The sequence below is a fragment of the Bradyrhizobium sp. T-1 genome, assembly GCF_053592855.1.
On record NZ_CM132115.1, the window covers coordinates 4212620 to 4237402 of the forward strand.

Consider the following 24783-nt stretch of genomic DNA (forward strand, 5'->3'; position numbering starts at 1 on the left):
AATGGGACGCATTCTGGCCTTCCGAAGGCCACCAGACCAACCATGATCCGGAAAAGTGCGCAGCGTTTTCCGGAAAGATCGCGCACAAACAATAAGCTAAAGCGCGATGAGGATTCATCGCGCTTTAGCCGCCCGCCTTCGGATTTACCTCAACCAAGCACGTCCTGATTGATGATGTTCTGCCGGATCGGATCGCCGTCCAGCACGCTCAGGATGTTGCGCGCGGTCTGCTCGCTCATGCGGCTCACCGCCTCGACGGTGACGCCGGCGACATGCGGGGCCATGATGACGTTGGGCAGCGCGAACAGCGCATTGCTGACCGGCGGCGGCTCGACCTCGAACACGTCGATGCCGGCACCGGCGAGCTTGCCGGAGACGAGCGCGTCGTACAGCGCCGCTTCCTTCACGATGCCGCCGCGCGCGGTGTTGATGAGATAAGATCTCGGCTTCATCCGGCCGATCCGCGCCGCGTCGAATAGGCCGATGGTTTCCGGCGTCTTCGGGCAATGGATGGTGACGAAATCGGCGTTGGGCAGCGCGGCGTCGAGGTCAGTGACCGGCTCGCAGCCGGCGGCCTTGATGTCGGCCGCTCCCTTGTAGGGATCGTAGACCTGCACGTTCATTTCCATCGCGAGGCACCGTTTGGCGGTGCGGCTTCCGATGCGGCCGAAGCCGATGATCAGCACGGTCTTGCCGTAGAGGTCGAACGGCAGCATGCCGAGTCGGTTGGCCCATTGGCCGTCCTTGACGCAGGCGTGCATCTCATTGGCGCGCTTGGCCAGCGTCAGCATCATGAACAGCGCTTGCTCGGCGACTGAGGGCGAGTTCGCGCTGCCCGCGACCATCAGCGGCACCTTGCGGCGGGAGAGGGCGGGCACGTCGACGGCGTCGTAGCCGACGCCGATGCGTGTCACCACTTTCATGTCCCTGGAGGCTTTGAGCTCGGTCTCGCCAAAGGCGGTGGCGCCGAGCGCGACGCCGTGAACCGGCGCATGGCTCTTCAGCAGCGCTTCAAAGTCCTTGGCGGAGATAAGGTTTGGAAACTCGACGAGCTCGATATCGTCCCGCTGGGTGAGGAGGGCTCGTGCCCCCTGCGACAAAGTTTGTGTAACGAAAATCTTCTTCTTGTTGGTCGCCATCGTTCCCTGCCTGCTCGCGTTTCTTCGGTCGGCATCACAGCACGACGCCGCTCTCCTCGTTTAGCAGGTGCATATTGTTGAGGTCCATCGCCAAACGCATGGGGGCTCCGTCCTTGGCGCCGGCATTGGGATTGACGCGGCCGCACACCGGCGTGCCGTCGAGGCCGAAATAGACCAACGTCTCCATTCCCATTGGCTCGGTGACGTCGAGCACGGTGTCGAAGGTCTCGACGCCGGGATCCAGATGTGCGTGCGCCTCGGTGAGATGCTCAGGGCGGATGCCGAGCAGCAGTCTGTCAGTGCGAGGCAGCGCATTGTAGCGCGCGGCGCGGGCCGGCGGCAGAGCAAAGGCGATGCGGTCGGTCAGGCGGATCTGGAGCGTGCCGCCGGCATCTTCGAGCCGGCACGGAATGAAATTCATCGCCGGTGAGCCGATGAAGCCGGCGACGAAACGCGTCGCCGGCTTGTGGTAGAGCTCGTTCGGCGTGCCGATCTGCTCGATCCGTCCCTTGTTCATGACCACCACGCGGTCGGCCAGCGTCATCGCTTCGACCTGGTCGTGAGTGACGTAGACGGTGGTGGTGCGAACCTTCTGGTGGACCTTCTTGATCTCGATCCGCATCTGCACGCGCAGCTTGGCGTCGAGATTGGACAGCGGCTCGTCGAACAGGAAGACTTTCGGATTGCGCACGATGGCGCGCCCCATGGCGACGCGCTGGCGCTGGCCGCCGGAGAGCTGCTTCGGCTTGCGGTCGATCAGATCGGTGATATCGAGCAGGCGGGCTGCCTCCGTCACCCGCGCCTTGATCTCGGCCTTGGGATAGTGCTTCAAGCGCAGCCCGAACGACATGTTCTCGGCGACCGTCATATGCGGGTAGAGCGCGTAGTTCTGGAACACCATGGCGATGTCGCGGTCCTTCGGGGGCACGTCGTTGACGACGTCGCCGCCGATCATGATGTCGCCGTCGCTGATGTCCTCGAGGCCGGCGATCATGCGCAGCGTGGTCGACTTGCCGCAGCCGGAGGGGCCAACCAGCACGATGAACTCATGATCGGAGATATCAAGATCGATGCCGCGTACCGCTTCGACATCGTCATAACGCTTGATCACCTTACGCAGGGAAACGTCGGCCATTGAACTTGAACCTCTCGATTTCAACCCTTCGTCGCGCCGGCGGTCAGGCCGGCAATGTAGTAGTCCATCAGGAAGGCGTAGATGATCAACGGCGGCGCCGCGCCGAGAAGCGCGCCGGTCATGATCTGACCCCAGTTGAAGACGTCGCCCTTGATCAGCGTGGTGATGATGCCGACCGGCAGCACGAGCTGGTCCACGGATGTCGTGAACACGAGGGGATAGAGGAACTGGGCCCAGGACACCGTGAAGGCGAAGATTGTGGCCGCGATCAGTCCGGGCAGAGCCACCGGAATGAAGATCCGCAGCAGGGTCTGCAGCCAGGAGGCGCCATCGATGATCGCTGCCTCGTCGAGCTCCTTCGGGATCGAGGCAAAATAGCCGATCATGATCCAGGTGCAGAACGGCACGGTCAGGGTCGGATAGACGAACAGCAGCACGTACCACCGGTTGAGCAGCGTGATGCCGGTCAGGTCCTGAACAAGCGCCAGCATCTTGAACAGAGGGATGAACAGCAGGCTGTCGGGGACCAAATAAGTCAGAAACACGCCGGTCGCGAGCGTAGCCGAGCCCCAGAACTTCATCCGCGCCAGCGCGAACGCCGCCGGGATGCTGATCAGCATGGTGATGATCACCACCACGATCGACACAATCGACGAATTCCAGAAGAAGCGCAGAAACTGGTTCGACGTCAGAAGCTCGACATAGTTCGAGAGCGTCGGGTGAAACACCCACCACGGGTTGGTCGCCGCCGAAATCTCCGCGCTGCTCTTGAGCGAGGTGATCAGCATGTAGACCGGTGGCGTCAGGAAGAAGATCGCAAATAGCACCAGGAAGAAATAGGACCAGCGCAGCGCCCAGGTGCGATCCCGACTCATACTTCCGTATTTGACCTTGCGGCTCGGTCCGGCTTTGTCGATTGCCATCGTGCTCATCAGGATTCATTCCCGCGTTTGGTGACATCGCGCAGGATGAAGATCGCTGCGACGGCAAGGATCGGCACCATGAACAGCGAGACGCAGGCGCCGAGCGGGATGTCGCTGCTCTGGATGCCGACCTGGAACGCCCAGGTCGCGAACAGTTGCGTCGTATCCAGCGGGCCGCCCGCGGTCAGGATGCGCACGATGTCGAAATTGGCGAAGGTCACGATCAGGGAGAACAGTGTCGTGATGGCGATGATGTTGCGCATCATCGGCAACGTGACGTACCAGATCTTCTGCCACCAATTGGCTCCGTCGATCGCGGCTGCCTCATAGAGCTGGTCGGGAACCGACTTGAGCGCGGCCAGATACATGATCAGAAAGAACGGCGCTCCGTACCAGACGTTGACGAGGATGACGGAGAAGCGCGCCCAGAAGGTTTCGCCGAGCCAGGGGATCGGACCGATACCGAAGAAGGAGAGCGTGTAGTTGAAGGCGCTGTAGGAGGGATCGAACAGCCAGAGCCAGGCCAACGTGCTCATCGCGGGCGGAATCACCCAGGGCACCAGCAGCATGCCGCGCCATTTGCGCTGCTTCTTGCCGGGAATGTTGTGGACGAAATGCGCGACGATGAAGCCGATCAGCGCCTTGAAGATCACGGCGGTGACCGCAAAGATGCAGGACTGCTTCACCACCATCCAGAACGTCTCGCGCTTGAACAGGAAGGTGAAGTTGCCGAGCCCGACGAACTTCTGCATCGACTTGTTCAGGGTCGCCAGGTGCACCGAATAGATGGCAGGATAGAGCACGAGGAGGGCGATCACCAGGATTAGGGGCAGCGTCAGGAAAAACGCCACCGTTGATTTTCGCCCCAACACGTTGTGCAGGCTTGCGCCCTTGCGCCGGCTCGTGCGGCCGACGCGACCTTGTTCTACGACGACATCGGCCATGGGGCAGCGTCCTTGCTGGGTGTACAATGGCAAGCCGGCCGCATTGGTCGGCTTCTCATGCGGGCGGATCGGAGCCCTGGGCGGCTCACGCGCGGTTAGCGTGAACCGCCCTGGCACACCCCGGCATCAGCTTCGCATGAATCCTTCGCACTCGCTCTCGGCCCAGGCGAGCGTATCTTCCATCTTCTCGCCTTGAGCGTAGCGCAGCACCATCTTGGTCAGCGTTCCCTGATTATAGATCTGCTCCGCAATCTTTGGCGGCGCTGGTGCGGCCGCAATCGACAACGTCTGATGATTGTAGGGGTTCGGATAGTGATAGAGCGTGCCCTTGGGAGGCGCTTCTTCGGCCCAGGTCTTCAGTGTTGTCATATTTGCGTACGCAGGCAGATCGTAGCCGCCGCTCGCCTGAACAAATCTTTCGATCGCGGATGGCTGCGACAGGTGGCTCAGCAGGCTCTTGGCTGCTTCCTTGTTCTTGGAAAACTTCCAGATGCTCCAGAAGAACGGCTGGAAAGGCGCAAATCGGCCCTTCGGTCCGGACGGAAAACCGTGGGTCCAGCATTGCTCGGCAACTTGCGGCGCATCGCGCTTGGCAACCGCCCAGGCGCTCGGGGGGTTCATGATCAGCGCGCCCCGGCCGGAAATCAGCCATTTATTGTTCGAGGCGTCGTCCCACGAGGGAGCGTCCGGCGGCAGGAAGGCGATCAGCTTCTTGTAGTATTCGAGCGCCTGGCGGACTGCGTCCGTCTTCACGGTTATGTCGCCCTTGGCGTTGACGAGTTCGGCGCCGAAGGACTGGAAGATCGCACCTGCGGTATCGATACTGTCCGGAGTCTGGCCGAGGCCGATGCCGAAGGGGAAGCCGCCCTTCTGACAGGCTTCAGCCGCCTTGAGGAACGTATCCATCGTCCAGTTGTCCGCTTTGGGCGGTGAACCGGCCGGATACATTTCCTGTACATCGATGTTCGCGTATTTCTTCATCAGATCGATACGCGAGCAGGGACCTTTGATCTGACTGCCAGCGGTCCCGGGCACGGCGAGCCATTTGCCACCGGACTGACCGAGATACTTGACCGTGCCGTTGACCTCGCCGTTCTGCTTGATGACCGGCTCCATGACGTCATTGACCGGTTCAAGCAAATCGTCATAGGCGTGCGGTTGCCAGCCGATTTGGGACGACAGGATATCGTGACCGGACTTTGCCTGGGCTTCGGACGCCATCGTCAGGAGGAGCTTGTTGCCCTGGCTGGTGATGTAGTCGATGGAAACCTCGACCTTCTCCTTCTCGGCCCATTCATTGACGAGAGCGGTGGACGCCTTGTTGGCGTCGGGCACCCAGTGGTCCCAGAATCCGATCGAGAGTTTGCCGGCGGCATAAGCGCCTCGGATATAGGGCGCTGCGATCAGTGCCGTGGAGGACATTGCAGTGGCAGCTACAAATTGACGTCGCGTCAGTGTCTTGCGTGACATCTCGTTTCCTCGCCTTGGTGTGTTTTGTTGTTCTGTCGTTTCCTCTGAATTTTCCGAGTTTGTTTATGATATTGTCGTGGGACGTTTCTTATTGGCGCCGTCGTTGCCAGCCGCAAATCACGCTGTAACGCGGCAAAATTGATAGCGCGATCAGATCATGATTGATTGCATCTGTCGAGAAAGCCGAATGCCCCGCGCTCTAGAACTAACGTTGTGTACGGGAAGGCCGAGGCGTGCGTCGGCCGTCCGCCGACGCTGTTTCTTTTGCGACGCACACGCCGAGCTGCGCCGGTGCAAGACGATCCATGCGCAATTACGCCGCAGTTCCGATTGAGCCTGCATAACCGCTTTGCGCCACTCAATTTTCAAGCGGGGACAGCGATGGTCCGCGCCTAGACCTCCGCGTGGCGAGAACGGTAATGTTGCAACCGGCAGGAGGCCTGCCGTTTCCCAAGAGGGCAAGCAGATCGAGATGGAGACCAAGATGATCACCCCGGCGCCGCCTGCGCGGCTTGGCCTGCGACGATGGCTCGCGCTCGGGTCCGTGCTGACTGTGCTGGTTGGCGCGGCCGCAGTTGCGAACGCTCAAGGTTTGGTCAAGGGCGTCCAGGACGGTGCCGCAGCCGGCAACAAGGCGGCAGGTCCCGTCGGTGGCGTCCTGGGCGGGGCCATTGGCGGCGTGGTCGGTGTCTTCACCGGTGTGCTCGGCGTCAACAACAATAATGGCAATCAGGCGCCCGCCGCCAAGGATTCGAGCAAGGATGCATCCAAGGATGCCAGCAAAGACTCGAAGCAGCCGGGCGCCAAGGACAAGGACGGCAAGACGGCGAAAGGCGCCAAGGGTGCCAAGGCCAGCAAGGAGGCCAGGAACACTCCGCCGGACGCCAAGGACAAGGACGTCACGGTCCTGACCCAGCCCGGCACGCCACAACTGACCGCCGACCAGATCGTCGCCAACAGCGATTCCTATATCGAGCGCATCAAGACCGAGCTGAACCTCACGCCCGATCAGGAGAAGCACTGGTTCGGCTTCTCCAGCGCCATGCACTACCTCGGGCACAATGGCGCGGAGCGCCTGAATCTGCGCATTGCGCGGGCCAAGCGCGATCCGCCCGATGACATCATCGAGCAGATGCGCAACGAGTCGCAGTTCCTGATCGATCGCGCCGCCGATCAGCGCAATGTCGCCGATGCCGCCGAACCGTTGTTCTCGAGCCTCGACGACAAGCAGAAGGAGGTGTTCATCCAGGAGATGGTCCGCCTCAGCCACGAGCGCGGCCTGGATTGATCGAACTTGAATCGGATTTGCGTGCGTAGGGCAATTTGGCAGGCCACGAATTCGTGAATCCTTTTCGCAAATCGGGTATGGTTAGCTTCGCAAAGAGGCTTGCGGGGTTGATATGGCGGACGGACTCTCCGTTTTCCTGGTCGAAGACGAGGCGTTGATCCGAATGATGATCGCCGACATGGTGGAGGAGCTTGGCCACCATGTCGTCGCGGAAGCGGACAATGTGCGCGATGCGAGCGCCTTTGCGATGACGGCGCAGTACGACTTCGCCATCCTCGACATCAATCTGATGGGCGTCTACGTCGACCCCGTCGCCGACCTGATCGAGCGGCGCGGCAAGCCATTCCTGTTCGCGACCGGCTACGGGCCGGAGTTGCTGCCGTCCTTGCTCCGGCGCCGGCCGATCCTGCGCAAGCCGATTGCGCTCGACCAGCTCAAGACCATGATCGACTCGCTGTTTCCGGACGCGGTCGCCAAGGCGCCGCACTGAAGGGCGCCACGCTGACGGTGTCAGCGATAAGCCGCCGTGAACGAAGATGGCCGCCCGAGAGGGCGGCCATTCGGTGACGGAAGATCCGTCGATATTTCACATCAGGCCGATGCTGAGATCGATGCCATGCGCCATCAGGCTGAACGAGGCGACAAGGCCCATGCAGCAGAAGATGATAATGGCTTTGAGAGAAAAATCGTTCGACCGGGTCTGGACGGCAGCCGGCATTTCGGCGAGCGAAATCATGCTCATGTTCATTCCCCCCTGTGTATTGATCCTGAATTGGATCAGGTGAGGGAACTCTTAGAGCAAAAAGTTTGATGCGGGATTGCCAGGGATCCTTAACGGAATCGCAATCGATCGCGGACTCCTCGCGGCGTGACAGCAGGTCCTGCAAGCCTTAGTTGCGGCCGGCCCTCAGTACCGTCGCAATGGTGTGGGCCGTCATCGCGGCGCGGTCGGAGGCGCGCTGGGCGGCCAGCCGGTCCCGGGCCTTTTCCTCGATCAACAGCTCGATCAGCGCCATGCGCTTGTCGTCATCGTCCGCTTCGGTCAACAGCCGATGATAGCGGTGATAGTCGAAGCCAACATCCTGCTTACGCATGTCACGCCCCCGTACCTACGCTACACACGCGCGAATTGTTTCCCATCGGAAACAAACGGGCAAGTGCAATTCTGCATGGGGCCACGCCTGCGCCGCAATCAGCTGTGAATTCGCGGACCCGCCGATGCGAAGGCGGGTGCGCCTCACCCTGCAGTGTGGTCGGCGAACATCTTCAGGCCGACGAAGCTCGCGTCGGGCTTGGTGACGAGGCGCGTCGGGATGTTGCGCAGATAGTCCTGGAAGCGCCCCTTGGCCTCGAAGCGGGCGCGAAACGCGGAGGCCGCGAGGAATTCCGGAAAGCGCGGCACGATTCCGCCGGCAATGTAGACGCCGCCCCTGGCACCGAAGGTCACCGCGAGATTGCCGGCCACGGAGCCGAGGATGGCGCAAAACATCTCCAGGGTCGCGCGGCTGAGCTCGCAAGTTCCTTCCAGCGCCGCCTTGGTGATACCGGCGGCGTCGCGTTGCGGCACCTGGGCTTCATCGACCTCGGCCATCGCCTCATAGAGGGATTGCAGTCCGGAGCCGGAGAGGGCGCCGCGCTCGATGGAGACATGGCCGAAGCGCCGGCGCATCGCGGCGATCACCCGCTCCTCGCGCTCATTCTCCGCCGGCAGGGTGGCGTGACCGGCCTCTGTGACGACGGCGAGCCGGGAGCCGTGGCGCTCGACCAGGCAGGAGACGCCAAAACCGGTCCCGGGCCCGACCACCAGCAGCGGCTCCCCGGACATGCCGTCCTGTCCGCCGAGCGGAATCAGGTCGGCCGGCTGCAAGGCCGGCAGCGACCAGGCCATCACCTCGAAATCATTGAGCACGTGGACACTGTCGAAGCCGAGCGCCGGCTGGAGCTCGTTACCGTCGATGACCCAGGGGCTGTTGGTCATGACACAGCGGTTATTGGTGACGGGACCGGCGACGGCCAGGACGGCCCTGACCGGCTTCTCGCTGTCGGCGCGCCGAAGCACGTCGGCGATGGCCTCGCGCACGGTGGGATGATCGGCGACCTTCACATAGTCGATCGCACCGATCTGCTCGCCATTGCTCAGGGCGAAGCGCGCATTGGTACCGCCGATATCGGCGAGAAGAATGTTTCCTGTCTTGCCGATACTCATGACCATTTGGCTGCCGGGCCTTGCGGGCCGCGGGAACCCTTCTCCTCCACTCCTTCGCCCCGATCCCCATGTCGCGGGCACCGGAGAATCCGTCCTTGGGTGCGGCTAGTCAACACGTACGGCCCCAAAGCGTTGCATCCAGGGAAGATCGGCCCGCCATTCGCGCGACATCGGCGCAAGGTGCCGGTGGTTGCGAAGCAAGCCGGGAAGATCGACACTGGCGAGAACGGCCGGCGTCCGTTGCGCCGGGGCGGATGACATGGGACCCGCAATGAAGATATCCGACCGCGACGTGCTGCTGGTGATCGACGTGCAGAACGATTTTTGCACGGGCGGGGCGCTTGCCGTTCCCGGTGGCGAGAAGGTGGTCCCCGCCATCAACCGGATCGCCCAAAAATTCGCCAATGTGGTGCTGACGCAGGACTGGCATCCCGGCGACCACGTCTCCTTCGCGCCGAATCATGCCGGCCGCCAGCCGTTCCAGACCATCGAGCTCGACTACGGCACCCAGGTGCTCTGGCCGACGCATTGCGTCCAGGGCACGGCCGGCGCCGAATTCCACCGCGATCTCGACGTCAGGCGCGCAAGCCTGGTGGTGCGCAAGGGCTTTCGCCGCGGGATCGATTCTTACTCAGCGCTGTTTGAAAACGACAAGAGGACGCCGACCGGCCTGCTCGGCTATTTGCGCGAACGCGAGCTGAAGACCATCTTCGTCGTTGGCCTCGCGCTCGATTTTTGCGTCCGCTTTTCCGCGGAGGATGCGCGCAAGGCGGGCTTCGAGGTTGCCGTGATCGAGGACGCCTGCCGCGGCATCGATCTCGACGGCTCGGTCGCTGCGACCCATCACAGCTTTCGGCAACTCGGCATTTCGGTCGTCGGCCTGGAGGCGTTCCTGTGAGGAAGACCCGATAATGGCGGTGGAGAAGAGCAGCCAGCAGCCCGGCGGAACGGGCCGCGATCCCGACGATCCGATGTTGTGGCCGTTTGCGGCGGCACGGCTCGCGATGGACGCCTGCCTCTGGTGGCTGGAGCGCAGGCCGGTGGAGCAGGCCGAGGACGAGCTCCCCTGGACCACGCCAGCCACCGTGGCGCTGGAGCTTGCCACCATGCGCCTGCGCGATTGCTCGCGGACGCGATCCGGCCAGCCGGCGCTGGTCTGCGCGCCCTATGCGCTGCATCGGGCGCTGATCGCCGATTTTGCGCCCGGCCACAGCGTGGTGCAGTCGCTGCAAGATGGCGGCATCGATCGGATCTATCTCACCGACTGGCGCTCGGCCTCGCCGGACATGCGCTATCTCTCGATCGACAGCTATCTGTCCGATCTCAATGTCGCCGTCGACGAAATCGGCGCACCGGTCGATCTGGTCGGCCTGTGCCAGGGCGGCTGGCTGTCGTTGCTCTATGCGGCGCGCTATCCGGCCAAGGTGCGGCGGCTCGTCCTGGTCGGCGCGCCGGTCGATCTCTCGGTCGAGTCGAGGCTCGCGCAACTCGCCCGCAACGCGCCCGAGATGGTCTACGACCAGCTCGTTGCGCGCGGCGGCGGCAACGTCAGTGGCGAAGAGATGCTGCATGTCTGGTCGAAAGCGCCTGACCACAACGACATCGCGGCGGCGTTGCAGAGAGATCTCTCGGACGAGGAGGGGACGGCCCTGCTCGAACGCTTCGATCGCTGGAACACCGAGACGCTCAACCTGCCGGGCGCCTACTATCTCCAGATCGTCAACTGGATCTTTCGGGAGAACCGCATCGCCGCAGGCAATTTCACAGCGCTCGGCCGCGCCATTGAGCTGAAGGACATCAAGGCGCCGCTGTTTCTGCTGGCCGGGCTCGACGACGATGTCGTTCCGGCCGTGCAGGCGCTTGCGACGGCCAGCCTCATCGGCACGCAGCCGGCTTTCGTCGCTGCGGCGTCCGAGCCCAGCACCCATCTCGGCCTGTTCATGGGCGCGCGGACTCACGCCCATGCCTGGCCCCGGATCGCTGAATGGCTGCGGGACGACCTTTCCAGCGTGCTGGCACGAAGCGCCTGACGCTGCCGAACAGGCCGGCGAAGCTGCAAATCCGTTATGCATGATGGCGGATGGCCTGCACGGGCCCCGGTCGATGGGCTAGATAAGAGTCCGGAGCCGGCTCCAGTCGGCTTGCGACAAGATTAAAGATTTAAGGGTTCTTTGCGCGATGAGCTTCCACTCGATCTACGCCCACGGATTTGCGCGCGTGGCGGCCTGCGTCACCACCTCTCATGTGGCCGATCCCACGGCCAATGCGAAGGCGATCCTGACAGCTGCGGGGGCCTGCCATGACCAGTCGGTGGCGGTTGCCGTGTTTCCTGAGCTGTGCCTGTCCGGCTATGCGATCGAAGATCTGGTGAAGCAGGACCCGCTGCTTGACGCGGTCGACCGCGGCCTCGTCGCGATCGCCGAAGCCTCCTCCGCGCTCATGACCGTCCTGATCGTCGGTGCGCCGCTGCGCTTCGGTCATCGCATCTACAATTGTGCCGTCGTCATTCATCGCGGCAACGTGCTTGGCGTCGTGCCCAAGAGCTATTTGCCGACCTATCGCGAATTCTACGAGGGGCGGCATTTCGCCTCCGGCACCGGCATCGCCGGTGAGGCCATCGCGGTCGGCACGTTTCGCGTCCCGTTCGGGACCGACCTGCTGTTTGCGGCCGACGACGTTCCGGGCCTGACCATCGGCGTCGAGATTTGCGAGGACATGTGGATCCCGGTGACGCCGGCGTCAGAACTCGCGCTTGCTGGTGCCACGGTGCTGATCAATCTCTCGGGCAGCCCGATCACGATCGGCCGGGCGCGCTCGCGCGCCTTGCTGTGCCAGTCGACCTCGGCGCGCTGCCTTGCGGCCTATGTGTATTCCGCCGCCGGAGCAGGGGAATCCACCACCGATCTTGCCTGGGACGGCCAGACGTCGATCTACGAGAATGGCGCGCTGCTCGCCGAGGGCGAGCGGTTCCGCCAGGGCGGCCAGATCACCACCGCGGACGTCGATCTCGACCTGCTCAGGCAGGAGCGCGCCCTGATGGGCACGTTCGACGACAATCGCCGGCAGCGCGAGGGCAGCTTCCGCAAGGTCAGCTTCGCCCTGAAGCCGCCGGCCGCCGACATCGGTTTCCTTCGCAAGATCGAGCGCTTTCCATTCGTGCCGAGCGACGAAAGCCTGCTCGAGCAGGATTGCTACGAGGCCTATAACATCCAGGTCGCCGGCCTCGTGCAGCGCATGCGCGCCACGGGCACCAGGCGCGTCGTCATCGGCGTCTCGGGCGGCCTCGACTCCACCCATGCGCTGATCGTCGCCGCCAAGGCCGTCGACCTGCTCGGTCTGCCGCGCGAAAACATTCTTGCCTATACCATGCCCGGCTTTGCCACCGGCAGCGAGAGCAAGACCAATGCACTGGCACTGATGAAAGCGCTCAAGACGACTTGGCAGGAGCTCGACATCCGCCCCACGGCGACGCAGATGCTGAAAGACATCGGTCATCCCTTCGGTACGGGCGAGAAGGTCTACGACGTCACTTTCGAGAACGTTCAGGCAGGCCTGCGCACCGACTATCTGTTCCGGCTCGCCAATCATCATGGCGGCATCGTCATCGGCACCGGTGATCTCTCCGAGCTCGCACTCGGCTGGTGCACCTATGGCGTCGGCGACCAGATGGCGCACTACAATGTCAACGCCGGCGTGCCGAAGACGCTGATCCAGCATCTGATCCGCTGGGTGATCGCCTCGAAGCAGTTCAGCGGCGACGTGAACGGGACGTTGGCCTCGATCCTGTCGGCCGAGATCTCGCCGGAGCTGGTTCCGGTCAAGCCGGGCGAGAAGCCGCAGAGCACCGAAGCCTCCGTCGGGCCCTATGAGCTGCAGGATTTCAACCTGTTCTACACGCTGCGCTTCGGCCTGCGGCCGTCCAAGATCGCCTTCATGGCGTTGCACGCCTGGAAGGACGTCGCCAAGGGCGAGTGGCCGCCGGCGTTCCCGAGCGACAAGCGCAGGGCCTACGATCTTGCCGAGATCCGCCGCTGGTTAGAGGTCTTCCTGCGTCGCTTCTTCGCGTTCAGCCAGTTCAAGCGCTCGGCGATGCCGAACGGACCAAAGGTCTCGGCCGGCGGTTCGCTGTCGCCGCGTGGCGATTGGCGTGCGCCCTCGGATTCCAGCGCGGCGGCGTGGCTGGAAGATCTCGAGCGTCACGTGCCGAAGTGATCGATGTGCGCGTTTCCGATGGTGGGGAGATGATCTGATGTCCGGCGGGGGCGGATCAGAAGCGGGTGACGAAACCAGGGTCGTCAACGGCCTCTACATCTTCGACATCGAAATGCGCGATGGAAAGCGCGGGCAGGCGAGGGGCGTGGTCGTGCTCTGCGACGGACGCATCATGGGCGGAGACAGCTATTTCTATTACACCGGCCGCTACACGTTCCGGAACGGCAAGTGGCGCGGCGACATGATCGTCAATCAGCATACCGAAGCCGTCGGCCGGACGCTTGCGTTCGGAGGCAGGGAAGTTACTTGCGGCTTCTCGGGTGACTATTCCGCCGGCGGTGCCGTGGTCGAAGGCATGGCGCTGGTTGGCAAGACCAGCGTGACCTTCACGGCGCGGCTGACGCTCATGGACGCGATGTAAGCGCGACCTGATCTGCTCTCCTTGGTGGAATAGCGACGTTCCTGCTCAGGAACATTCGGACCGACAGGACGTTCGCGTCTGTTGTTGCGAATTGTCGAGGAGAGGGACCATGCGTAAGCACTTGATGTTATCGACCGCCGCCTTTGGACTTATGCTCGCATCCGGCGTCGCCTATGCCCAGGCACCCGGTGAACGCAAAGACGAGCCGAGGCGGACTGAGGAACCAGCGAAGGGCGCAGCGTCCCAACACGGTGGAGCAGCCCAAGAGCGCGCCCCGGAACGCGTTCAAGAGCGCGCGCAGGGCGCCCAGGAGCGGCTGCAGGGTGCAGGCCGCGAGGAGAAAGGCGGCGCGGTCAAGCACGAGGCCAACGAGGACAAACGCCAGCCCGCCACGGCTGCCGAGCGCAACTCACCGAATGCGAAGGAGCAGGCACAAGAGTCCCGCGGACCATCGAAAGACCGCGACCGGGAAGCCGACAGCGCGAAACCGGGACGCGACGCCGATAAGGGCCGCGCTGAGACGAAGCAGGACAAGTCTGCGCCGCAGAAATCAACGGCAGAGTCCGAGAAGTCAAAGAGCGGTCCCACCGGCCAGCAGAACGAGCGCGCGGGAGCGGCAGCCAACCAGGGCGAGCATAATCAGAGCCAGCCTCCGCGCAACGCGGCAGAGCAGCAGCCTGCGCAACAGAGCAACCGGCCTGCCACTGCAACCGACACCAGCCGGACGCCGCCGACCAACAGCGCACAGGGCGCGCCGTCTCAAACCGGAACCCAGACCAATCAAGCCAATCAAACAACGCAGACCAACACGCAAGTCAGCCAGCAGACCCGCGTGAACTCCGAGAAGCAGGTACAAATCTCGGAAAGATTCAGCCGCGAGCGCCTGGCGCAACCGGAGCATAACTTGAACATTTCGATCCGGGTCGGCGAGACGATCCCCTCGCGCGTGCATCTCTACCGGCTGCCGCCCGAGATCGTTTCGATCGAGCCCGAATATCGGGACTACGAGTATTTCGCGACGGATGATGACGTCGTCATCGTCGAGCCGCGAACGCATCGCATCGTCAGCCAGGTGCCCCGCGACCCGTCTCGGGCGCGCGCGCAAATGGGCGGCGGTTCTTCATCGAGCATGGCGGCCGCCGGCGGCAGCAGCAATGTGAATTGCCGGATCATGCGGCGCGACGCCTCCGGCAACGTCGCCGAAGCCGAGCCGTCGACCGTCGGGTCAACCGCACGTACGGACTCCTTGAGCGTGACGGTTCAGATGCCGGACGGCAGCGCGTCCGCGCCGATCGCGCTTGGGGCGGCCACTGGCGATATCGTGGTCGCGACGCAAGGGCAGGGCGACTGCACGGTGACGATCGAGCCGCAAACGCGCTGAGGGCCTGGGTTGGCAAGACAGCACCAAAACGACTTCGCGCCGCGCGGCTCATACAGCCGGCGGCGCGAAGTTGCATTCGATTTAGAAAGTTCCGAGGTCCGGAGTGCCTAGGAGTCCGGACCTCGTCACCTTGCCCCAGCCTTCAATCCCCCGCCCCATGTGGTCCCCCAACCCCGTGGTGCGCGATCAGAGGGTGATGCCCGTGGAAGTGGCCGCCGATCGATGTCCCGCGATGTACGCGAGATGTGGCTAGGATTCCATTCCGGGTCACTACGGACCCAAACACACTTGATCCGCGCGCGGATGCGTGCGTCTGCCCGTGCTTCGCTTCTGCCCCGAGATCGATGCAGGCGCGCGACAGGATGTCCACATCTCACCAGTGCTACGCAACCTGCATTTCACGGCCCTGTCATTGAACTGGTCTAGCGCTGCTCCCCGTCATCGCTGACGATCAAGGGAGCAAGCCATGTCGAAGCCGGTGTTGGGCGCCGCACTGTCCATCAAATCGATCCCCGCTCACCGCGATTGGCTTCTCGAACGGCAGCGCGATCTCGAAATTCAGGACTTCTTCCGCGCCGATCTGCTCGATGGCGACTGGCGAAGTGCGGCCACCGACATCAAGCAGATGCTGGCTGGCCATACCGGGCGCCTCGGCATTCACGGCCCGTTCTGGGGCTTCAAGATCGACAGCCATGATCCGATGATCCGCCAGGCGGTGATCAAGCGGCTGCTTCAGGGCCTCGATGCCGCGGAATTCCTCGGCGCGACTCAGATGGTGGTGCATTCGCCGTTCACGACCTGGGACCACAACAATCTCGATCTCTATCCGGACAACCGCGCCAATATCGTCGAGCGCGTCAAGGCGACGCTCGCCGAGGTGATCGCGCGCGCCGAAACCATCGGCTGCGAGATCGTCATCGAGAACATCGAAGACAAGGATCCGCGCGATCGCGTGCGTCTCGCCAAGGCGCTCGAGAGCAGCAAGGTCCGCGTCTCGCTCGACACCGGCCACGCCAATTACGCCCATATCTCCACCGGTGCGCCGCCGGTTGACTATTACGTCGAAACCGCCGGCGACATGCTGACGCATGTGCACCTCCAGGACACCGATGGTTTCGCCGATCGGCACTGGGCGCCGGGCGAGGGCAACATCCCCTGGGTTGCCGTGTTCCGCGCCCTTGGCCGGCTGAATTCCAATCCGCGGCTGATCCTCGAGCTGCGCAATCACGACGACGTCCGCGCGGGCGCCGCCCATCTCACCGCGCTCGGTCTCGCCGAATAAACGACATCACAGAGGGCAGGGGTCATCGCCATGAGCAAGCTCACACGTCGCGCCATCTTGAAATCAGGCGGCGCTGCCGCCGGCACGCTGCTGCTGCCGCGTTTCGCCATCGGACAGACCGACAACCGTCCGTCGGTGACGATCGCCGTGCAGAAGGTGACGAACGCCAACGTGCTCGACGTGCTGCGCGAGCAGTCCAATGTCGGCGAGCGTGTGTTCTTCTCCTCGATCTGGGAAGGCCTGATCTCCAAGAACTGGCGCGGCAGCCTCGAGGCCGTGCCGGGCCTTGCCACCGAGTGGCGGCGCATCGACGACCAGACCGTGGAAGTGAAGCTGCGCCAGGGCGTCAAATTCCACAATGGCGACGAGCTCACGGCCGAAGACGTCGTCTTCACCTTCAGCCGCGAGCGCATGTTCGGCGAGACCGAGGCCAAGAGCCGCTCGACCATCCAGGCTTTCGAGAAGATCCCGACGCCGCGTCCTGGCAAGGAGCTGCCGCCGGATGTGCCCGCCGTCGCCCGCCGCATCTGGCCGGATTTGGTACGTGTCGACGCCGTCGACAAATATACGGTGCGCTTCTACAACGCGACGCCCGACGTCACCATTGAGGGCCGGCTGTCGCGCTATGGCTCCGACATCGCCAACCGCCGCGCTTGGGACGAAGCCGCGAGCTATCTCGACTGGGCGCGCAAGCCGATCACCACCGGCCCGTACAAGGTCGTCGAGCTCAAGCCCGACGTGTCGCTGACGCTGGAAGCTCACGACGAATATTGGGGAGGCCGTCCGCCGCTCAAGCGCATCCGCTTCCTCGAAGTCCCCGAGGTCGCAAGCCGCATCAACGGACTGCTCTCGGGCGAATACCAGTTCGCCTGCGACATCCCGCCGGACCAGATCGCGGGCATCGAGAAGAATGCCGCGTTCGAAGTGCAGGGCGGCACCATCCTCAATCACCGCCTGACGGTGTTCGACAAGAACCATGCACAGCTCGCCAATCCGCTGGTGCGGCGCGCCTTCACCCATGCTATTGACCGCCAGGCCATCGTCGACAGTTTGTGGGCCGGCCGTACCCGCGTGCCGAAGGGCCTGCAGTGGGAATTTTACGGCGACATGTTCAACGCCGACTGGGGCGTGCCGGCCTACGATCCGAAGCTCGCGCAGGAGCTGTTGAAGCAGGCCAACTACAAGGGCGATCCGATCCCGTATCGCCTGCTCAACAACTACTACACCAACCAGGTCGCGACCGCGCAGGTGCTGGTCGAGATGTGGAAGTCGGTCGGCCTCAACGTTGAGATCGAGACCAAGGAAAACTGGTCGCAGATCATGGAGCGCGCGCCGTCCCGCGCCGTGCGCGATTGGTCGAATTCGGCCGCCTTCAACGATCCCGTGTCCTCGCTGGTCGCCCAGCACGGCCCGAACGGCCAGCAGCAGCAGATCGGCGAATGGACCAATGCCGAGCTGAACAAGCTCTCGGAATTTTTGGAGACCTCGACCGACCGCGCCGCCCGCAAGAAGGCGTTCCACCGCATGCTGGAGATCGCTGAGCGCGAGGACCCTGCTTACACGGTGCTGCACCAGAACGCGACCTTCACAGCCAAGCCGAAGTCGATCAAGTGGAAGGCATCGCCGGCGTTCGCGATGGATTTCCGCGCCGGCAATTTCGAGGCTTGAGGCGTGGCGCCGCTGGTCAACATTGAGGGCCTCCGCGTCGCCTTTGGCGGCGTGCCGGTCCTGCGCGGCGTTGATCTCACTCTTGGCAAGGGCGAGGCCTTGGGCCTCGTCGGCGAGTCGGGCTCGGGCAAGTCGGTGACCTGGCTCGCCGCGCTCGGCCTGCTTCCGCGGCATGCGAAGGTTTCGGGCTCGGTCAGCCTTGACGGGCGCGAGATCCTCGGCGCGCCGGCCTCCGTGCTCGACCAGATCAGGGGCGGGCGGGTCGCCATGATCTTCCAGGATCCGGCGAGCGCGCTTAATCCGGTGCTGACCATCCGCAAGCAGCTCTGCGAGGCGCTCGCCCTGCATCGCGATCTCTCGGGCGAGACGATGAAGGCAGAGGCACTGCGCCTGCTCAATCTCGTCGGCATTCCCGATGCGGCGCGGCGGCTCGCCGCCTATCCGCATGAATTCTCCGGCGGTCAGGTCCAGCGCATCATGATCGCGATGGCGCTCGCCGGAAATCCCGATCTGCTGATCGCGGACGAGCCGACGACTGCGCTGGACGCCACCATCCAGGCGCAGATTTTGGAGCTGCTCTCCACCGTTCGCCGCGAGATGGGCATGGCAATGGTCCTGATCAGCCACGATCTCGGCGTCGTCGCCGAGAATTGCGACCGCGTCGCGGTGATGTATGCCGGCCGTATCGTCGAGCAGGCCCCCGCCAACCAGCTGTTCGCCGATCCCGTGCACCCCTATGCGCAAGGCCTGATCGGCGCGCTGCCGCCGCTCGACGGACCGCGCCGCCGTCTCACCGCCATTCCCGGCACCGTGCCCGATCCCGCGCACATGCCTCGCGGCTGCGCATTCGCGCCGCGCTGTGTGTTCGCGGCTGAACCGTGTGGTCTTGCGGCGCCAAGCCTGGCGCCCATTGCGGACGATCGCGCCGTTGCCTGCATCCGCGCCGAAGCCTCGCGCCGCGCGCTGCTCGGGATCGCCGCCGAATGAGTGCGCTGCTCGTCGAGGTGTCCTCGATCTCGCGCAGCTATTCCATGCGCTCCGGAATGTTCGGCCGCAGCACGGCTGTACATGCGGTCGACGGCGTGTCGCTGACGATCCCCAAGGGGGAGACGCTGGGCCTCGTTGGCGAATCCGGCTCGGGCAAGTCGACGACGGGGCGCATCGTGCTCGGCCTCGAGCCGCCCGATCGCGGCGAGGTGCGGTTCGATGGCAAGCCGATGGCCATGCTGGGGACGCCGGCGTGGCGTGCGCAGCGCGCGCGCATGCAGATGATCTTCCAAGACCCGCTGGGCGCATTGGACCGACGTTTGCCGGTGGCGACCCAGATCCGCGAGCCGCTCGACATTCACGGTCTCGGTGCGTCGGCCGAGCGCGAGGACCGGGTGCGCGAGTTGCTGCGCGCCGTCGAACTGACGCCGGCGCATGGCGGGCGTTATCCGGGCGCGCTCTCCGGAGGCCAGCGTCAGCGCATCGTGCTGGCGCGCGCGCTCGCGACAAAACCCGATTTCCTCGTCTGCGACGAGCCGGTCAGCGCGCTTGACGTCTCGATCCAGGCGCAGGTGGTGAATTTGCTGTGCGATCTCCAGGCGCAGCTTGGGCTCACGCTGCTGTTCATCAGCCACGATCTTCGCGTCGTCAGGCAGATCAGCAACGTCGTCGCCGTGATGTATCTCGGCCGCATCGTCGAGGTCGGCAGTGCCGACGATCTCTTTGCGCGCCCCGAGCATCCCTACACGCAGGCGCTGGTGTCGGCCTCGCCGGCGCCCGGCCGCCGTAGTGCGGGCCGAATCGTGCTCGCGGGCGATCCGCCGAACCCGGCGGCGCGGCCGCAAGGCTGCGCCTTCCATCCGCGTTGCCCGCGCGCCATCGCGCGCTGCGCGAGCGAGGTGCCGGTCTTGTCCAGCGTGGGCGGTGGCCGGCAGGTCGCCTGCCATCTCGTGACGGGGCCGCGGGCCGAGACCCGGGACGCGGCATGATGGGACGCTATTTCGCCATTCGCATTGGACGCGCGGCACTGACGATCGTGCTCGTCGTCACCTTCGCTTTCGTCGTGCTGCGTTTGTCGGGCGATCCCGCGCTGATGATTTTGGGACCGGAGGCGCCGCCGGAAGTCCTCGCCGCCTTCCGCAAGGCCTGGGGCCTCGATGATCCCATCTGGTTCCAATATCTCGATTACTTCGGCGCCATCGTCAAGGGCGAGCTGGGCCGCTCCATGCGCGATGGTCGGCCCGCGATTGACCTCGTGCTGGAGCGGATTCCGGCGACGCTGGCGCTGACTTTGCCGGCCTTTGTGTTCAAGGTCGCGCTCGGCATTCCCGCCGGCATCTACGCGGCCCTTCATCGCGGCTCGGCGATCGATCGCGCCGTGATGATGACGGCGGTCGCCGGCTTCACCGTGCCGAGCTTTGTGCTCGCGCTGCTGCTGGTGCTGGTCTTCGCCGTGCAACTCGGCTGGCTGCCATCGGGCGGGCAGGACAGCTGGCGTCATGCGATCCTGCCGATCGCGACGCTCAGCCTCGGCGGCGCCGCGGTGCTGGCGCGCTTTACGCGCAGCGCCATGCTGGAGGTGCTCGGCCAGCCCTATATCCGCACCGCCTCCTCCAAGGGCGTGCCGTGGCGTAAGGTGGTGACGTCGCATGCACTGCCGAACGCGGCGATCCCGACCGTCACGATTCTGGGCTTCATGGTGGGCACGCTGATAGCGGGCGCGGTCGTGGTCGAGAGCGTGTTCTCGTGGCCAGGGGTCGGGCGCCTGCTCGTCGTCGCGGTTGCCAACCGCGACCTCGCCGTCGTGCAATGCATCCTGTTGCTGGTGGCGCTGACCATGGTCAGTTCGAACCTGATCGTCGACTTCCTCTACGGCTTCCTCGATCCGCGTCTCCGGGCCAAGGGAGCGCATGCATGACCGACGCGACGTTGAAGGAATCGGCTGTCCGCCGCCGTATCAGCCTGCCGGCAATTCCGGTCTCGGTTGCGCTCGCGGTCAGCTGGATCGTCGCGATGCTGGTGATCGCAGCCTTCGCCGAGAAGATCGCGCCGTACGGCTTCACCCAGCTCGACCTGCGCAACCGCCTCGCGGCACCCGGCAACGTCGCGCACTGGCTCGGCACCGACGAACTCGGCCGCGACGTGCTGTCGCGGCTGCTCGTTTCGATCCGCATCTCGCTGCTGATCGCGTTCGGCGCGACGGCGATCTCAGCGGTGGTCGGCACCACGCTCGGCTTCCTCGCCGCGCATTTCCGAGGGAGCATCGAGCAGCTCGTGCTGATGCTGACCGATTTCCAGGCCAGCATGCCGTTCCTGATCATGGCGCTCGCGGTGCTCGCCTTTTTCGGCAATTCGCTGCCGCTGCTGATCGGCCTGATGGGGCTGTTCGGCTGGGAGCGCTATGCCCGTATCGCCCGAGGCCTTGCCATCTCCGCCAATGCGCAAGGCTACGCGGCCGCGGTCCGCCAGTTAGGGGCACGGCCTTCGCGGATTTACCTGCGGCACATCCTGCCCAATATCGCTTCCACCCTGATCGTCTCGACCACGCTGGTTTTCCCCGAGGTGATCCTGATGGAGTCAGGCCTGTCCTTCCTCGGCCTCGGCGTGCAGCCGCCGATGACCAGCCTCGGCAACATGGTCGGCTATGGCCGGGAGTACCTGACCCGGGCACCCTGGATCATGCTGGCGCCGGCGACCACCATCGTCGTCACCACGCTGGCAGTGTCCGTGATCGGCGACTGGCTGCGCGACCGATTGGATCCGACCCTGCAATAGGCCGCGCCGGCAGCAGGGGAGGCCTGCACGAGGCCAATCCGGGCGGTTTCAGGGCAAGTTCCCGTTGCGCGCGCCCATCTCGTGCGCTATCCGGCCGGAAAGGCCTGAGGCGGCTCCTATTTTCCCGCCCGCCGGGCCGGCCAACCCGAGGACGGAAATCGCCATGCCAGCCTATCGCTCCCGCACCACCACCCACGGCCGCAACATGGCGGGCGCCCGCGGCCTCTGGCGCGCGACGGGTATGAAGGACGGCGATTTCGGCAAGCCGATCATCGCGGTCGTCAACTCCTTCACCCAGTTCGTGCCCGGCCACGTCCATCTGAAGGACCTCGGCCAACTCGTCGCCCGCGAGATCGAGCAGGCCGGCGGCGTCGCCAAGGAGTTCAACACCATCGCGGTCGATGACGGCATTGCCATGGGCCATGACGGCATGCTCTACAGCCTGCCGTCGCGCGAGCTGATCGCCGACAGCGTCGAGTACATGGCCAATGCGCACTGCGCCGACGGTCTCGTCTGCATCTCCAATTGCGACAAGATCACGCCCGGCATGCTGATGGCCGCGCTGCGGCTCAACATCCCCGCGGTGTTCGTCTCGGGCGGCCCGATGGAAGCCGGCAAGGTCAAGCTGCAGGGCAAGACCAAGGCCGTCGACCTGATCGACGCCATGGTGGCCGCGGCCGACTCCAAGGTCAGCGACGACGACGTCAAGGTGATCGAGCGCTCGGCGTGCCCGACTTGCGGCTCCTGCTCGGGCATGTTCACCGCCAACTCCATGAACTGCCTGACCGAGGCGCTCGGCCTCGCGCTGCCCGGCAACGGTACCGTGGTCGCCACCCATGCCGACCGCAAGCGCCTGTTCGTCGAGGCCGGCCACACCATCGTCGATCTCGTCCGCCGCTATTACGAGCAGGACGATGCCTCCGTGCTGCCGCGCAACGTCGCGAACTTCAAGGCGTTCGAGAATGCGATGACGCTCGACATCGCCATGGGTGGCTCGACCAACACCGTGCTGCATCTGCTTGCCGCGGCCCATGAGGGCGAGGTCAAGTTCACGATGCAGGACATCGACCGCCTGTCGCGCCGTGTGCCCGTGCTCTGCAAGGTCGCGCCGTCAGTCGCCGACGTACATGTCGAGGACGTGCATCGCGCCGGCGGCATTTTGGGCATTCTGGGCGAGCTCGATCGTGCCGGCCTGATCGATACCTCCGTCTCGACCGTGCACGCGCCGACCATGAGCGAGGCGCTGGAGCGCTGGGACATCAAACGCTCCAAGAGCGAGGCGGTGCGCACATTCTATCGCGCCTCGCCCGGCGGCATTCCGACCCAGGTCGCCTTCAGCCAGGAGCGCCGCTACGACGAGCTCGATGCCGATCGCGAGAAGGGCGTCGTGCGCGATCTCGCGCACGCCTTCAGCAAGGACGGCGGACTTGCCGTGCTCTACGGCAACCTCGCGCAGGACGGTTGCATCGTGAAGACCGCCGGCGTCGACGCCTCGATCCTGAAATTCTCCGGCCCCGCGCGCGTGTTCGAAAGCCAGGACGCCGCCGTCGACGGCATTCTCGGCGGCAAGGTCGTCGCCGGCGAGATCGTGGTCATCATCTATGAAGGTCCGCGCGGCGGCCCCGGCATGCAGGAGATGCTGTATCCGACCAGCTATCTGAAATCGATGGGCCTCGGCAAAGCCTGCGCGCTCGTCACTGACGGACGCTTCTCCGGCGGTTCCTCGGGTCTCTCGATCGGCCATCTGTCGCCGGAAGCGGCAGAAGGCGGCAACATCGGTCTCGTGCGCACCGGCGACCGCATCGCCATCGACATTCCCAACCGCAGCATTAACCTCGAGATCTCCGACGAGGAGCTTGCGAGCCGTCGCGCCGCGGAGGAGGCGAAAGGCGATGCCGCCTGGCAGCCCGCCGCGCGCAAGCGCAACGTCTCGACCGCACTGCAGGCCTATGCCGCGCTCACCACCAGCGCCGCGCGCGGCGCAGTGCGCGAGGTGAAGCGTCGCTCGAACTGAGCGCTGCGGCGTTCGCGCCCAGCGCGCATGGTCAACAAGTTCTGAACGGCCGGCGAAAGCCGGCCGTTCGCATTAAGGATGCCCCGACGAACTTCGGCAGACATGAATTTTGCGGCGTATACTGCGCGCGACCTTCGCAAATCCATTTCGGGCAACTGGGGCACCACAATAATGTCTCGTACTCTTGCTGTCGTTTTCTCAACAGTCGTCGCCGCGATTTCGATGACTGGCGCGGCTTCTGCCGGCTGCTACAATTGCTACGCACCGCCGCAGCCGTGCACGACCTGCTATCAGCAGCAATACGTCGCGCCGCAATACCGCACCGTCGATGAGACCGTGATGGTTTCGCCGGGCGCAACCGTCGCGCATCGCACGCCCGCGCAGTATCGCACCGTGATGGTGCCGCAGACCGTGATGGTGGCGCCCCCGAGCGTCCAGTACGAGCGCATCCCGCCGCAATACGCCACGCGCCAGCGCGTCGAGATGGTCTCGCCGGGCTATTCCTATTACGCGCCGGTGCAGATGGGCTGCGCGTCCTGCGGCTACTGAGCCGACGCAACAAAAGACCAGCGCAACAAACAGGCTTCGCGCGGTGCCCCAAAAGGGCGCCGCGTTTTCTTTTGCGGGCGAAGCCAAACGAGGCCCGGACAGGGAGGCGTCTCCCACCGGGCCTCGCGACCGGCAATGCCCTGGGCGGTGTCGCCGGTCCTGACCAAGGCTAGAGGATCAAACTGACGCGCGCCTGACAGGTCCTGTTCCTTCGAAAATGGAGCGCAGGCGGCGCGCGCTGGCCAACTTCGCGTTGCCTTGCGCCGCCGACTGCGTTAAGCGACAGCCGATCCGGGTTTGGAAGGGTGGCCGAGTGGTTTAAGGCACCGGTCTTGAAAACCGGCGTGCCCGCAAGGGTACCGTGGGTTCGAATCCCACCCCTTCCGCCA

General features: G+C 64.3%; 23 protein-coding genes and 1 tRNA gene. 16 read left to right on the forward strand and 8 right to left on the reverse strand.

Annotation, left to right across the window (positions count from 1 at the left end):
• Positions 1-149: 149 nt before the first annotated feature.
• The 5 genes from ACWAT4_RS20290 to ACWAT4_RS20310 all read right to left on the reverse strand — a co-directional run bounded on the left by ACWAT4_RS20290 (position 150) and on the right by ACWAT4_RS20310 (position 5611).
• Complete coding sequence (locus ACWAT4_RS20290; protein WP_212424716.1) at positions 150-1139, reverse strand: hydroxyacid dehydrogenase; 990 nt, start codon at positions 1137-1139, stop codon at positions 150-152.
• A gap of 34 nt (positions 1140-1173) precedes the next feature.
• Positions 1174-2274, reverse strand: coding sequence for an ABC transporter ATP-binding protein (locus tag ACWAT4_RS20295; RefSeq protein ID WP_212302308.1), 1101 nt, complete (start codon positions 2272-2274; stop codon positions 1174-1176).
• A gap of 20 nt (positions 2275-2294) precedes the next feature.
• Entirely contained in the window at positions 2295-3206 is a 912-nt protein-coding gene (locus tag ACWAT4_RS20300) for a carbohydrate ABC transporter permease (protein WP_212302307.1), read from the reverse strand.
• Positions 3206-4141, reverse strand: a complete 936-nt coding sequence (locus ACWAT4_RS20305) for a carbohydrate ABC transporter permease (protein WP_449727886.1) — start codon at positions 4139-4141, stop codon at positions 3206-3208. The genes ACWAT4_RS20300 and ACWAT4_RS20305 overlap by 1 nt, the downstream gene beginning before the upstream one ends.
• Before the next feature lie 126 nt (positions 4142-4267).
• Positions 4268-5611: an ABC transporter substrate-binding protein gene (locus tag ACWAT4_RS20310; protein WP_212302305.1), complete on the reverse strand. Its 1344-nt coding sequence runs from the start codon at positions 5609-5611 to the stop codon at positions 4268-4270.
• A 484-nt stretch (positions 5612-6095) separates the two neighbouring features.
• Between ACWAT4_RS20310 and ACWAT4_RS20315 the strand changes: the two genes are divergently transcribed.
• Both ACWAT4_RS20315 and ACWAT4_RS20320 read left to right on the forward strand, forming a co-directional pair.
• Entirely contained in the window at positions 6096-6899 is an 804-nt protein-coding gene (locus ACWAT4_RS20315; RefSeq protein ID WP_212302388.1) for a Spy/CpxP family protein refolding chaperone, read from the forward strand.
• A 112-nt stretch (positions 6900-7011) separates the two neighbouring features.
• Positions 7012-7389, forward strand: coding sequence for a response regulator (locus tag ACWAT4_RS20320; RefSeq protein ID WP_212302304.1), 378 nt, complete (start codon positions 7012-7014; stop codon positions 7387-7389).
• Positions 7390-7485: 96 nt separating this feature from the next.
• Here the strand turns inward: ACWAT4_RS20320 and ACWAT4_RS20325 are convergent, their stop codons facing one another.
• The 3 genes from ACWAT4_RS20325 to glk all read right to left on the reverse strand — a co-directional run bounded on the left by ACWAT4_RS20325 (position 7486) and on the right by glk (position 9105).
• Positions 7486-7641 (reverse strand): hypothetical protein, encoded by a 156-nt coding sequence (locus ACWAT4_RS20325; RefSeq protein WP_212302303.1) that lies wholly within the window; start codon positions 7639-7641, stop codon positions 7486-7488.
• Between the two features lie 148 nt (positions 7642-7789).
• Complete coding sequence (locus ACWAT4_RS20330) at positions 7790-7993, reverse strand: hypothetical protein (protein ID WP_128966278.1); 204 nt, start codon at positions 7991-7993, stop codon at positions 7790-7792.
• 143 nt (positions 7994-8136) lie between these two features.
• Positions 8137-9105: a glucokinase gene (glk, locus tag ACWAT4_RS20335; RefSeq protein ID WP_212302387.1), complete on the reverse strand. Its 969-nt coding sequence runs from the start codon at positions 9103-9105 to the stop codon at positions 8137-8139.
• 259 nt (positions 9106-9364) lie between these two features.
• Between glk and pncA the strand changes: the two genes are divergently transcribed.
• The 14 genes from pncA to ACWAT4_RS20405 all read left to right on the forward strand — a co-directional run bounded on the left by pncA (position 9365) and on the right by ACWAT4_RS20405 (position 24783).
• The gene (gene pncA, locus ACWAT4_RS20340; RefSeq protein WP_449727887.1) at positions 9365-10003 is read left to right on the forward strand and encodes a bifunctional nicotinamidase/pyrazinamidase; all 639 of its coding nucleotides are present in this window, start codon (positions 9365-9367) and stop codon (positions 10001-10003) included.
• Between the two features lie 13 nt (positions 10004-10016).
• A complete protein-coding gene (locus ACWAT4_RS20345) occupies positions 10017-11135 on the forward strand; it encodes an alpha/beta fold hydrolase (RefSeq protein ID WP_449727888.1) in 1119 nt (372 codons plus the stop codon).
• Positions 11136-11283: 148 nt separating this feature from the next.
• Entirely contained in the window at positions 11284-13317 is a 2034-nt protein-coding gene (locus ACWAT4_RS20350; protein ID WP_449727889.1) for an NAD(+) synthase, read from the forward strand.
• 37 nt (positions 13318-13354) lie between these two features.
• Complete coding sequence (locus ACWAT4_RS20355; protein WP_449727890.1) at positions 13355-13738, forward strand: GrlR family regulatory protein; 384 nt, start codon at positions 13355-13357, stop codon at positions 13736-13738.
• A gap of 109 nt (positions 13739-13847) precedes the next feature.
• Positions 13848-15119 (forward strand): DUF1236 domain-containing protein, encoded by a 1272-nt coding sequence (locus ACWAT4_RS20360; protein ID WP_212302299.1) that lies wholly within the window; start codon positions 13848-13850, stop codon positions 15117-15119.
• A gap of 466 nt (positions 15120-15585) precedes the next feature.
• Positions 15586-16401, forward strand: a complete 816-nt coding sequence (locus ACWAT4_RS20365) for a sugar phosphate isomerase/epimerase family protein (RefSeq protein ID WP_449727891.1) — start codon at positions 15586-15588, stop codon at positions 16399-16401.
• A gap of 30 nt (positions 16402-16431) precedes the next feature.
• Positions 16432-18069, forward strand: coding sequence for an ABC transporter substrate-binding protein (locus ACWAT4_RS20370; RefSeq protein ID WP_212302297.1), 1638 nt, complete (start codon positions 16432-16434; stop codon positions 18067-18069).
• A gap of 3 nt (positions 18070-18072) precedes the next feature.
• Positions 18073-19056, forward strand: a complete 984-nt coding sequence (locus ACWAT4_RS20375) for an ABC transporter ATP-binding protein (protein WP_449727892.1) — start codon at positions 18073-18075, stop codon at positions 19054-19056.
• Positions 19053-20045, forward strand: coding sequence for an ABC transporter ATP-binding protein (locus ACWAT4_RS20380; protein ID WP_449727893.1), 993 nt, complete (start codon positions 19053-19055; stop codon positions 20043-20045). The genes ACWAT4_RS20375 and ACWAT4_RS20380 overlap by 4 nt, the downstream gene beginning before the upstream one ends.
• Entirely contained in the window at positions 20045-20974 is a 930-nt protein-coding gene (locus ACWAT4_RS20385) for an ABC transporter permease (RefSeq protein ID WP_449731236.1), read from the forward strand. The genes ACWAT4_RS20380 and ACWAT4_RS20385 overlap by 1 nt, the downstream gene beginning before the upstream one ends.
• Positions 20971-21831 carry an ABC transporter permease gene (locus ACWAT4_RS20390; protein ID WP_212445689.1) on the forward strand — a complete coding sequence of 287 codons (861 nt, stop codon included), beginning with the start codon at positions 20971-20973 and terminating at the stop codon, positions 21829-21831. The genes ACWAT4_RS20385 and ACWAT4_RS20390 overlap by 4 nt, the downstream gene beginning before the upstream one ends.
• 163 nt (positions 21832-21994) lie before the next feature.
• Entirely contained in the window at positions 21995-23845 is a 1851-nt protein-coding gene (gene ilvD / locus ACWAT4_RS20395) for a dihydroxy-acid dehydratase (protein ID WP_212302293.1), read from the forward strand.
• A gap of 222 nt (positions 23846-24067) precedes the next feature.
• On the forward strand, positions 24068-24394 hold the full coding sequence (locus ACWAT4_RS20400; protein WP_212302292.1) for a hypothetical protein: 327 nt from the start codon (positions 24068-24070) through the stop codon (positions 24392-24394).
• A 299-nt stretch (positions 24395-24693) separates the two neighbouring features.
• Positions 24694-24783 (forward strand) — tRNA-Ser (locus ACWAT4_RS20405).

What these genes read in the sequence shown, in the direction of transcription:
- ACWAT4_RS20310 (WP_212302305.1), bottom strand. Translation starts at nt 5,611, where the DNA reads ATGTCACGCAAGACACTGACGCGACGTCAATTTGTAGCTGCCACTGCA.
- ACWAT4_RS20355 (WP_449727890.1), top strand. Translation starts at nt 13,355, where the DNA reads ATGTCCGGCGGGGGCGGATCAGAAGCGGGTGACGAAACCAGGGTCGTC.
- pncA (WP_449727887.1), top strand. Translation starts at nt 9,365, where the DNA reads ATGGGACCCGCAATGAAGATATCCGACCGCGACGTGCTGCTGGTGATC.
- ACWAT4_RS20360 (WP_212302299.1), top strand. Translation starts at nt 13,848, where the DNA reads ATGCGTAAGCACTTGATGTTATCGACCGCCGCCTTTGGACTTATGCTC.
- ilvD (WP_212302293.1), top strand. Translation starts at nt 21,995, where the DNA reads ATGCCAGCCTATCGCTCCCGCACCACCACCCACGGCCGCAACATGGCG.
- ACWAT4_RS20385 (WP_449731236.1), top strand. Translation starts at nt 20,045, where the DNA reads ATGGGACGCTATTTCGCCATTCGCATTGGACGCGCGGCACTGACGATC.
- ACWAT4_RS20390 (WP_212445689.1), top strand. Translation starts at nt 20,971, where the DNA reads ATGACCGACGCGACGTTGAAGGAATCGGCTGTCCGCCGCCGTATCAGC.
- ACWAT4_RS20400 (WP_212302292.1), top strand. Translation starts at nt 24,068, where the DNA reads ATGACTGGCGCGGCTTCTGCCGGCTGCTACAATTGCTACGCACCGCCG.
- ACWAT4_RS20330 (WP_128966278.1), bottom strand. Translation starts at nt 7,993, where the DNA reads ATGCGTAAGCAGGATGTTGGCTTCGACTATCACCGCTATCATCGGCTG.
- ACWAT4_RS20295 (WP_212302308.1), bottom strand. Translation starts at nt 2,274, where the DNA reads ATGGCCGACGTTTCCCTGCGTAAGGTGATCAAGCGTTATGACGATGTC.
- ACWAT4_RS20380 (WP_449727893.1), top strand. Translation starts at nt 19,053, where the DNA reads ATGAGTGCGCTGCTCGTCGAGGTGTCCTCGATCTCGCGCAGCTATTCC.
- ACWAT4_RS20370 (WP_212302297.1), top strand. Translation starts at nt 16,432, where the DNA reads ATGAGCAAGCTCACACGTCGCGCCATCTTGAAATCAGGCGGCGCTGCC.
- glk (WP_212302387.1), bottom strand. Translation starts at nt 9,105, where the DNA reads ATGAGTATCGGCAAGACAGGAAACATTCTTCTCGCCGATATCGGCGGT.
- ACWAT4_RS20320 (WP_212302304.1), top strand. Translation starts at nt 7,012, where the DNA reads ATGGCGGACGGACTCTCCGTTTTCCTGGTCGAAGACGAGGCGTTGATC.
- ACWAT4_RS20345 (WP_449727888.1), top strand. Translation starts at nt 10,017, where the DNA reads ATGGCGGTGGAGAAGAGCAGCCAGCAGCCCGGCGGAACGGGCCGCGAT.
- ACWAT4_RS20325 (WP_212302303.1), bottom strand. Translation starts at nt 7,641, where the DNA reads ATGAGCATGATTTCGCTCGCCGAAATGCCGGCTGCCGTCCAGACCCGG.
- ACWAT4_RS20290 (WP_212424716.1), bottom strand. Translation starts at nt 1,139, where the DNA reads ATGGCGACCAACAAGAAGAAGATTTTCGTTACACAAACTTTGTCGCAG.
- ACWAT4_RS20315 (WP_212302388.1), top strand. Translation starts at nt 6,096, where the DNA reads ATGATCACCCCGGCGCCGCCTGCGCGGCTTGGCCTGCGACGATGGCTC.
- ACWAT4_RS20365 (WP_449727891.1), top strand. Translation starts at nt 15,586, where the DNA reads ATGTCGAAGCCGGTGTTGGGCGCCGCACTGTCCATCAAATCGATCCCC.
- ACWAT4_RS20350 (WP_449727889.1), top strand. Translation starts at nt 11,284, where the DNA reads ATGAGCTTCCACTCGATCTACGCCCACGGATTTGCGCGCGTGGCGGCC.
- ACWAT4_RS20305 (WP_449727886.1), bottom strand. Translation starts at nt 4,141, where the DNA reads ATGGCCGATGTCGTCGTAGAACAAGGTCGCGTCGGCCGCACGAGCCGG.
- ACWAT4_RS20300 (WP_212302307.1), bottom strand. Translation starts at nt 3,206, where the DNA reads ATGAGCACGATGGCAATCGACAAAGCCGGACCGAGCCGCAAGGTCAAA.